This window comes from Daejeonella sp., assembly GCF_049655485.1.
In the GTDB taxonomy this organism is placed as follows: domain Bacteria; phylum Bacteroidota; class Bacteroidia; order Sphingobacteriales; family Sphingobacteriaceae; genus Daejeonella.
Map to the genome: position 1 here is coordinate 1 of NZ_JBASJU010000129.1, position 1,743 is coordinate 1,743.

Genomic DNA, 1,743 nt, shown 5'->3' on the forward strand with positions numbered 1-1,743 from the left:
GCGTAAGGTCTTCCTTCGTTGGTTGAATCCTGCTTTAACTACCTTCCAAAATAGGTTTTCATCGCAATCAAGCTTTACAACTTCATTTCGGGTAAGCCTTATCACAGCAGATGTAACTTTTGGCGGCGGGTTAAACACTCCGGGCTTTACTGAAAATAGGTATTCTACATGATAGTATGCTTGTAAAAACACACTCAGGATGCCATATTCCTTGCTTCCAGGCTTCTCTGCACATCGTTGAGCCACCTCCTTTTGGAACATACCCACGAGTTCAACCACCTGATCACGGTTCTCCAGAACTTTAAAAAGAATCTGCGACGAGATATTATACGGGAAGTTCCCGATTATACCCAGCTTGCCGGAAAAAACATCCTTAAAATCAAGTGCGAGGAAATCCCCGTTTATCAATCGTTCGCCTAGAGCAGGATATTTCTTATCTAAAAAAGCATAAGATTCGGTGTCGATGTCAATTAAATAAACCTGAGGTTCATCTTTGCTCAGCAGGTAGTCGGATAGAATACCCATCCCCGGGCCTACCTCCAGAAGATACGGGTAGCTGTCCGCTGATTTTAGACTGTTCACGATTTTCTCAGCAATATTCTTGTCGGTCAGAAAATGTTGTCCGAGATGTTTTTTTGCTTTAACTAAGCTCATGGGAGTTGGTTTGTTGCAAAACTACGGATTTTGAATTTGTAGGTCTTGGTTAACTGAATAATCTTCGAAGGAGTTGTAGGTTGTATTTATAAGTGCTAAGTTTTTGCACAGCGTTTAGTTACTTATAACTTATAACCTAAAACTTATAACTAATTGCAGAATGCGATTAAAGTCCTTAATTTGCGGCAACATTGTATAGATCGGCATGGGCGAAAAAATAAAAATCGGAATATCAATTGGCGACGTAAACGGCATTGGGCTGGAAGTGATCATTAAGACCTTAATGGACAATCGTATCCTTGAATATTGCACTCCGATTGTTTATGGACATACAAAAGTTGCCTCGTTTCATCGCAAGACTATGGATGTTAATGAGTTTAATTTCAATGTTATTAATAGCGCTTCCCAGGCTCAGAATAAGCGCGCGAACATGATCAATTGCTGGGAAGAGGACGTAAGGATCGAACTGGGCTTGACCACAGAAACTGGGGGCAAATACGCATTCATCTCACTTGAAAGAGCGCTTGATGATCTGATTGCCGGAAATACCGATGCCCTCGTCACCGCCCCGATTAATAAACATAATATCCAAAGCGACAGCTTTCAATTTGCGGGACACACTGAATATATACAGGCTAAAACGAACGCCGCAGATTCTCTGATGTTTTTAGTGAGTGAAGATATACGCGTTGGCGTGGTAACAGGTCACATCCCTGTCAATGAAGTAGCGGAAAAAATCACCACACAAAAGATCGTTTCGAAACTCAGTCTGATGAGCGAGAGCTTGAAAAAAGACTTCTGGATTCAAAAACCGCGAATTGCTGTACTCGGATTGAACCCTCATGCCGGTGATAACGGCTTGATCGGGAAAGAAGAACTTGAAGTGATTATTCCAGCAATAGCTGAAGCAAATGCAAAAGGCATTTTTGCATTCGGCCCTTATGCCGCCGATGGATTTTTTGCAGCCCATACCTATTCACAATTCGATGGGGTCCTTGCTATGTACCATGACCAGGGCCTGATACCTTTCAAACAGATCGCATTTCATAATGGTGTAAACTTCACAGCCGGCCTGCCTGTTGTTCGTAC

2 protein-coding genes are annotated in these 1,743 nt (G+C 42.3%); one reads left to right on the top strand and one right to left on the bottom strand.

The features are described 5' to 3' along the window. A partial coding sequence (gene rsmA / locus WBJ10_RS05315) for a 16S rRNA (adenine(1518)-N(6)/adenine(1519)-N(6))-dimethyltransferase RsmA (protein ID WP_424288490.1) occupies nucleotides 1-654 on the bottom strand: 654 nt, incomplete at its 3' end. A gap of 205 nt (nucleotides 655-859) precedes the next feature. On the opposite strand from rsmA, the gene pdxA reads away from it, so the two are divergent. After that, on the top strand, nucleotides 860-1,743 hold an 884-nt coding region (gene pdxA, locus WBJ10_RS05320; protein WP_424288491.1), incomplete at its 3' end, for a 4-hydroxythreonine-4-phosphate dehydrogenase PdxA.